Annotated in this window: 2 protein-coding genes; one reads left to right on the top strand and one right to left on the bottom strand. The window is 63.8% G+C overall.

Annotated features, from left to right (window positions below; all coding sequences use genetic code 11):
- Positions 1–136 precede the first annotated feature (136 nt).
- Positions 137–553, top strand: coding sequence for a MerR family transcriptional regulator (locus ACSR1C_RS20505; RefSeq protein WP_038068073.1), 417 nt, complete (start codon positions 137–139; stop codon positions 551–553).
- A gap of 57 nt (positions 554–610) precedes the next feature.
- Here the strand turns inward: ACSR1C_RS20505 and ACSR1C_RS20510 are convergent.
- The coding region (locus ACSR1C_RS20510) for a hypothetical protein (protein ID WP_460260861.1) at positions 611–1,399 on the bottom strand (789 nt) is incomplete at its 5' end.

The following is a 1,399-nucleotide window of genomic DNA, read 5'->3' on the forward strand; positions in this document are numbered from 1 at the left end:
AGCCCTTTCGGGCGGGGCGATCCGCTGCTGAGGTGTCAGTTCTGTCGTCTGTCAGCGCCATGTCGCGCACCTTTCGTCTGTGGTTGACGATGGGTGTAGGGTCTGTAGTAGCTACAGGCTCAAGAGGAAAACCCCCATGATCGATCACGAAAGCGAGAGCAGCTTAACACGCGGCGACCTGGCCCGGGCGACCGGATGCAACATCGAGACGATCCGCTATTACGAGAAAACCGGCCTGCTGCCCGACCCGCCGCGCAGCGCCGCAGGCTACCGGATATATTCCGCCGCACACGCCACGCGCCTTCGCTTCATCCTGCGCGCCCGCGAGCTCGGGTTCTCGATGGAGGACATTCGCGGGCTGATGGGGCTCAACGATGGTGCCGCGCCGACCTGCGCCGAGGTCAAGGAGCGGACAGAACGTCACCTTGCGGACGTGCGGGCGAAGATCTCGGATCTCCGGCGGATCGAATCCGTCCTCGCTGCAACGGCATCCAGGTGTTCTGGCGCCGAAGTCCCCAACTGTCCGGTGCTCGACGCGATTTCTGGAAACTGAAAACTATGACACGAACTTCCCGAACTCTTGAAGCTCCCATGCATCGAACTGGAAGATTCAAGATCGTGCCGCTACCCATATCTTGAATCGCCCCTGGCCGGTCACCTCGCGGATAAGGCCTCGCGCTTCCATCCAGGCAATATTGCGTTGAACGGCGGCACGGCTAGCGTTGGTCAGGACCTCGCCCATCGGGGCAGAGACAAGGGGCCATTCGGTAAGCACAGCGCGCAAGGCGCGCGGAGTCTTTCCCGAGAGCGCGGTCATCTCGGTTTCTGCCCGCGCTGACCATGCCTCGATATCGTCAAGGTGCCGCATTGCGGTCAGGCATGCGGTCTCCATCCCGTCAAGCCAGCGCGCCAGACGGTCAGCGGGTGGGCCGCTGGCGCGCAGCCCCCCTGCCCCGCCCATAGCCAGAGGTGCAAAGACGGCGCCCCCGCCCTCGCTGGCCACAATCCGCGCGGCTGTGACTGCCGCTTCCATTCGATCGCCCTGCTGCCCAAGGCCCGCAAGGCTCCAGAGGTGATAACCCGCGCAGGCACGGGTTATCGGGTGCAGCTCGGCGGCTTGCGCCATCAGGTTCAGCCAACCGCCCGCGCGATCCGCGAAAGGCTCGGCGTCATCGACCATGTTCTTGGGATCGCGACGATCGAGGAAGGCAGAAAGGTCCACCTTTGGGCCTGGTCCCCCTGTCAGACGACGTACCGCCCAACCGACACGCGCCAGTGCTGCGGGGTCCTCTTGAACGCCTGACAGGCGCATGGATATCCAAATAGCAATGCGATCCGGGCCAATGCGGTCACCCGCGAACCAGCTGAGGTCGGCAGCCTCGATCAGGGCAAGCCTGTG

The organism is Actibacterium sp. D185-2, from assembly GCF_054954595.1.